The organism is Kitasatospora sp. NPDC059648, assembly GCF_042734825.1.
Lineage (GTDB): Bacteria > Actinomycetota > Actinomycetes > Streptomycetales > Streptomycetaceae > Kitasatospora.
The window spans coordinates 1-5,862 of sequence record NZ_JBHWDU010000174.1 but is presented as its reverse complement, the minus strand read 5'-3'; the positions used below and the strand labels follow the sequence as shown (position 1 = coordinate 5,862).

Here is a 5,862-nt window from a genome sequence, read left to right as displayed (position 1 = left end):
CAGCAGCCTCGGCTACCGCAGCCCAGCCGAGTACGAGACCGTGCTGGCGGCCTGACCACCACACCAACGGTGTCCGTCAAAGCGGAGCAAGCTCACTCCTCTCAACGCTCCCTCTGGCCTCACCCACGCTTCAGGCACGTTCAGATGACTGCTGGACGGAGGCGTCGGTCGGAACTCGGGGCCCGGAAGCAGGGCGCCGCGATCGACATGCCTGTCATCCATGCCCCGGACGCCCACATCGCCGCGAAGGGTCTTGCTCTGAGCAGTGCAGGCGAAGCCGCGGTGCTGGCGGGGTGAACGGCCCCACCAGACGTCGTCGTGGCGGCTACCAGTTACCTGAGGCTCTCGGCGACGTGGATGAGTTCCTCGTCCGAGAGCCGTGGAGGGGCGCCGGTGGTGATGACGAAGGTGTAGGTCCCGTCCGACCACGTCAGCGAACGGGGATCGCCGTTGGAGTCCGGGTGCGTGACGGTTGCGGGGTGGCCCTTGACCGTGACGGCCCGGCCGTCCGGCGGCGAGCTGTTCCGGAGGGTCTGGCTGATGATCAGGTGCCCGTGTACGTCAGGCCCCGTGCCCAGCGTGTACCCGATGGCCCAGGCGGGGGTGTCGGTCGGCACGGAGGCCAGGCCGGGCACGTGGACCATCTCGCCCGCGGGGTAGGGGTAGTAGTTCTTCGGCAGGAACGCGGGCCGGCGGAGGTTGCGCTCGTCGAAGTGGACGGCGGGCTTGCCGGTGGCGTCGTTCAGTGCCCGGGCTCCGAGCGGTTCGTTCAGATGAGTGGTGATCTGTCCGATGCCGCCAGGGTCGCAGAACCCCGGGGGGACCGTGTGCCGCAGGGAGATCTCGACCGCGCCAGCGGACTCGCGGGCCACGAGCTGGGGCTGCTTCTCGCAGCCCCAGCCGATGTTGAGTGTCAGCGTCCGGCCGTCCGAGCTGACCAGCAGCGGGTAGCCAGCCACTGGGCCTTCGTAGACCTTCGCTTCCGGGCCCCGGTTGATCCACGCGTTGATCGCGAGCCCCCCACCGAGAACAGCTACGGCAGCCACGGCGGTCAAGCGATTCCACCGTCCGCGCCTCGACATTTGACGGACGGTATTTTTCGTCACGGGCCCTCCCCGACGGTCATGGCCATGCTTGCGTCACGTGTGTGCGAAGTCAAGGCGGCGCCAAACGGGTGCCTATCACATCACCCACGGCACTCCGATTCAGCTGCCGAGTAATGGCAAAGTCTTGGCGCTCGCGCCCGGAAACGGCATAAGAGGGTTCATGGGGGTCTTTCAGGCCACCGGTTCGCCGACCCGCCGGGGCTGGTCCGTCCGGCTGGTCGACGGCGCGGCACGCGGGGACGTGGCCGGAGCGGCGGGCTAGGGTCGGCGGGGCCGGTCCGCCGCACCACGGGAGAACGATGCCGAGGGTCCCCAGCCTCCGATCACGGTGGGTGCATGCCGTCGCCGGGCTGGCCGTGGTCGCGTCCACCCTGGCGGGCTGCGGGAGCGGCGGCCCGGGCGGCCCGGTGGTGCTGAACTGGTACAACTTCCCGGACGATTCGGGCGCACTCCAGCAAGCCGCCGACCGCTGCGGGCAGCAGTCCGGCGGGCGCTACACCATCCGCTACAACAAGCTGCCCCGCGGCGCGGACGGCCAGCGCCAGCAACTGGTGCGCCGGATGGCCGCCCGCGACACCGGCGTGGACATCCTCGGTCTGGACGTCACCTGGCCCGCCGAGTTCGCGGAGGCCGGATGGATCCGGGAGTGGACCGGGCAACTGCGTGACCGGGGCACCGCCGACACGCTCGACGCGGCGGTACGCACCGCCACCTGGCGGGGCCGGCTGTACGCGACGCCGTACAACTCCAACACCCAACTGCTCTGGTACCGCGACGACCTGGTCCTGACCCCGCCCAGGACCTGGGCCGAGATGCTCACCACGGCGCAGGAGCTGGCTCGTGCGGGCAAGCCGCACTACGTGGAGGTCCAAGGCGCCCAGTACGAGGGACTGACGGTCTGGTTCAACACCCTGGTCGCCAGCGCCGGCGGCGCCATCCTCACTCCCGACGCCCAGGCGCCCTCGCTCGGGGCTCCCGCCGTCGCGGCCGCCACGGTGATGCGGGACCTGGCGACCTCCGCGGCTGCCGACCCCTCGCTGCCGAACCAGATGGAGGACCAGAACCGGCTCGCCATGGAGTCCGGCACGGCCGCCTTCGAACTCAACTACCCGTTCGTCTACCCGTCGATGAAAGCCAACCGGCCCGAACTGTTCCGGCACTTCAAGTGGGCGCCCTACCCCGCCGTGACGCCCGAGCGCCCCTCCAGCGTGACCATCGGCGGGATCGACCTCGCGGTGGGCGCCTACAGCCGGCACGCCGACCTCGCCTTCGAGGCCACCCTGTGCCTGCGCAGCCGGGACAACCAGCTCACCAACGCGCTGAAGGGCGGCCTCCCACCGTCGCTGCGCAGCCTGTACCGGGAGGAGGAACTCACCCGGAGCTACCCCTTCGCCGCCGACGTGCTCGCCGCCCTCGACACCGCGAGCGTCCGGCCGCAGACCCCCGCCTACCAGAACGTGTCCATCGCCGTCTCCCACACCCTCTCCCCGCCCGCCGGCATCCGCCCTGAGGAGGACGTGGCCGACCTCCACCGGCAGATCCAGGACGCCCTCGGCTCGAAGGGACTGATCCCGTGACACCACCCACGCCGACCCGCGACGCCGCCCCCCGCAGACCGGTCGGGCCCTCACGGGGCGCCCGCGAGGAACGCAGGCTCGGCCTGCTGCTCTGCGCGCCCGCCGTCGTCGTCATGCTCGCGGTCACCGCCTACCCGATCGGCTACGCCTTCTACCTGTCGTTGCAGCGCTACGACCTGCGGTTCCCCGACCAGGCGCACTGGGTCGGACTCGCCAACTACGGCGCGGTGCTGGCCTCCCCCGTCTGGTGGCAGGCGCTCGGCGTGACCGTGCTGATCACCGTCGTGTCGGTGGCCGTCGAGCTGGCCCTCGGACTCGCCCTCGCCCTGGTGATGCACCGCGCCGTCGTCGGCCGCGGCACCGTGCGCACCGCGGTCCTGGTGCCGTACGGGATCGTGACCGTGGTCGCCGCCTACTCCTGGCAGTACGCCTGGACACCGGGCACCGGCTACCTGGCCGCCCTGCTGCCCGCGGGCAGCGCCCCACTGACGGAGCAGTGGCCTGCCATCGGGCTGATCGTCCTCGCCGAGGTGTGGAAGACCACCCCGTTCATGGCCCTGCTCCTGCTCGCGGGCCTCGCGCTGGTGCCCGAGGAGACCCTCCGGGCGGCGATGGTGGACGGCGCGACCCCCGGGCAGCGGCTGCGCCTGGTGATCCTGCCGCTGATGAAACCGGCGATCCTGGTCGCCCTGCTCTTCCGCACCCTGGACGCCTTCCGGATCTTCGACAACATCTACGTGCTGACCGGCGGCTCCAACGGCACCGGCTCGGTCTCGATCCTCGGCTACGACAACCTCTTCACCGCGCTCAACCTCGGCATCGGCTCGGCGATCTCCGTCCTGATCTTCGTCTGCGTGGCGCTTATCGCCGTGGTCTTCGTCAAGCTGTTCGGCACGGCCGCGCCGGGCACCGAACCGGAGCGTCTATGAGCGCCCGCCGGACCCGGGCCCTGAGCGGCTGGGCGATCGCCGATCTGGCGGTCGTCCTCTACGCGCTGTTCCCGGTGTGGTGGATCGTGGCGCTCTCCTTCAAGGACCCGGCCACCCTCACCGACGGCGCCCTCGTGCCGCGGAAGTGGACCTGGGCCAACTACCGCGGCATCTTCGAGACCTCGGAGTTCACCCGGGCCCTGGTGAACTCGATCGGGATCGCGGCAATCGCCACCACCGTCGCCGTCCTGCTGGGCACGATGGCGGCCTACGCGGTCGCCCGGCTGCGCTTCCCCGGCAAACGGCTGCTGATCGGGATCTCCCTGCTGATCGCGATGTTCCCGCCGATCTCGCTGGTCTCCCCGCTGTTCAACATCGAACGGGTGCTCGGCCTCTTCGACACCTGGGCCGGGCTGATCATCCCGTACATGACCTTCTCGCTCCCGCTGGCGATCTACACGCTCTCGGCGTTCTTTCGCGAGATCCCCTGGGACCTGGAGAAGGCGGCCAGGGTCGACGGCGCGACGCCCTGGCAGGCGTTCCGGCTGGTCATCGCACCGCTGGCGGCGCCGGGCGTGCTCACCACCGCCATCCTGGTCTTCATCTTCTGCTGGAACGACTTCCTGTTCGCGATCTCGCTGACCTCCACGACCGCCGCCCGGACGGTACCGGCCGCCATCGCCTTCTTCACCGGCAGCTCGCAGTTCGAGCAGCCGACCGGCTCGATCGCGGCCGCCGCCGTGGTCATCACGATTCCGATCGTGATCTTCGTACTGCTGTTCCAGCGCCGCATCGTCGCCGGCCTCACCGCCGGCGCAGTCAAAGGATGAGACCGCCCCACCCGGCGGACCAGGAAGGCGGACCGTGGCCGAGATCGTCCTCGACGGCATCACCAAGCGCTACCCTGACGGCGCCCTCGCCGTGCGCGACGTCAACCTCACCATCGCCGACGGCGAGTTCGTCATCCTGGTGGGCCCCTCCGGCTGCGGCAAGTCCACCACGCTCAACATGATCGCCGGTCTGGAGGAGATCACGGCCGGAACCCTGCGCATCGCCGGGCAGGTCGTCAACGACCGCGCGCCCAAGGACCGCGACATCGCGATGGTCTTCCAGAGCTACGCCCTCTACCCGCACATGAGCGTGCGCGACAACATGGGCTTCGCGCTGCGCCTGGCCAAGGCGGACAAGGCGACCATCGCCGCCAAGGTCGAGGAGGCCGCCCGCATCCTGGACCTGACCCAGCACCTCGACCGCAAGCCCGCCCATCTCTCCGGCGGGCAGCGCCAGCGGGTCGCGATGGGACGGGCGATCGTCCGCGAACCCAAGGCCTTCCTGATGGACGAGCCGCTCTCCAACCTCGACGCCAAGCTCCGGGTCCAGATGCGCACCCAGATCGCCGCACTCCAGCGCCGCCTGGGCACCACCACTGTGTACGTCACCCACGACCAGGTCGAGGCGATGACGCTCGGCGACCGGGTGGTCGTCATGAGGGCAGGGGTCGTCCAGCAGGTCGGCTCGCCGCAGCGTCTCTACGACGAGCCGGTGAACCTCTTCGTCGCCGGGTTCATCGGCTCGCCCGGCATGAACCTCCTGGGCGCCGCACTGGAGCAGCAGATGCTGCGCACCTCGCTGGGCGCGCTGCCGCTGGAAGACCGCACCCGGCGCGCCCTGGAACACGCGGACGCCCCGCGCGAGCTGATCGTCGGGATCCGCCCCGAGGACTTCGAGGACGCCGCGCTGGCCGAGCACAACGGCGGGGTCACCGTCACCGTCACCGTCGACGTCAGGGAGTCCGTGGGCTCGGACGTCTACGTCCACTTCGGGCAGGAGGGCGGCCCCGCGCCGGCGGAGGGGCTCGCGGAACTCGCGGAACTCGCCGCTGACTCGGGCCGGGCCGACACCGGCATGCGGGAGCAGCGCGTCGTGGCGCGGCTCGACCCCGCCACCCGCGCCGCCGAGGGCGCCCCGCTGGAGCTGCGGGTCGATACGGCCCGGATCCATCTCTTCGACCCCCGCAGCGGGGCCAACCTGACGCATCCGGAACGCTCGGCGCGTAGCGCGTAGCGCGGTGGCGGCGCGGCCGACGGCGGACCCGGTGGTGTGGCGGCGGTCTCAGTGCCGCCCCCGGCGTGGTGACCCAGTGTGACGGGGGGTCGCGTTGTCGGTGATGGCGGCGGGGGCTGGGGGGTGAGTGCCCTCACACCGGAATGTGAGACACGATGCCGGATAGTACTGTCCGTTTTGCACCCT

Annotated in this window: 5 protein-coding genes; 4 read left to right on the top strand and 1 reads right to left on the bottom strand. The window is 70.6% G+C overall.

The window, feature by feature from the left end; translation table 11 throughout:
• Positions 1–332: 332 nt before the first annotated feature.
• Complete coding sequence (locus tag ACFV1W_RS39820) at positions 333–959, bottom strand: hypothetical protein (protein WP_380422383.1); 627 nt, start codon at positions 957–959, stop codon at positions 333–335.
• A gap of 479 nt (positions 960–1,438) precedes the next feature.
• On the opposite strand from ACFV1W_RS39820, the gene ACFV1W_RS39815 reads away from it, so the two are divergent.
• From ACFV1W_RS39815 to ACFV1W_RS39800, 4 genes are read left to right on the top strand one after another with little or no spacing between them, the layout of a single operon-like run.
• Entirely contained in the window at positions 1,439–2,683 is a 1,245-nt protein-coding gene (locus tag ACFV1W_RS39815; protein ID WP_380422382.1) for an ABC transporter substrate-binding protein, read from the top strand.
• Entirely contained in the window at positions 2,680–3,612 is a 933-nt protein-coding gene (locus tag ACFV1W_RS39810) for a carbohydrate ABC transporter permease (RefSeq protein WP_380422380.1), read from the top strand. Before ACFV1W_RS39815 ends, ACFV1W_RS39810 begins: the two co-directional genes overlap by 4 nt.
• Positions 3,609–4,442, top strand: coding sequence for a carbohydrate ABC transporter permease (locus ACFV1W_RS39805; RefSeq protein WP_380422378.1), 834 nt, complete (start codon positions 3,609–3,611; stop codon positions 4,440–4,442). Before ACFV1W_RS39810 ends, ACFV1W_RS39805 begins: the two co-directional genes overlap by 4 nt.
• Before the next feature lie 34 nt (positions 4,443–4,476).
• Positions 4,477–5,676, top strand: coding sequence for an ABC transporter ATP-binding protein (locus tag ACFV1W_RS39800; RefSeq protein ID WP_380422377.1), 1,200 nt, complete (start codon positions 4,477–4,479; stop codon positions 5,674–5,676).
• Positions 5,677–5,862: the final 186 nt, after the last annotated feature.

Excerpts from the sequence above, each read along its gene's own strand:
- ACFV1W_RS39805 (WP_380422378.1), top strand. The coding sequence starts at position 3,609 with ATGAGCGCCCGCCGGACCCGGGCCCTGAGCGGCTGGGCGATCGCCGAT.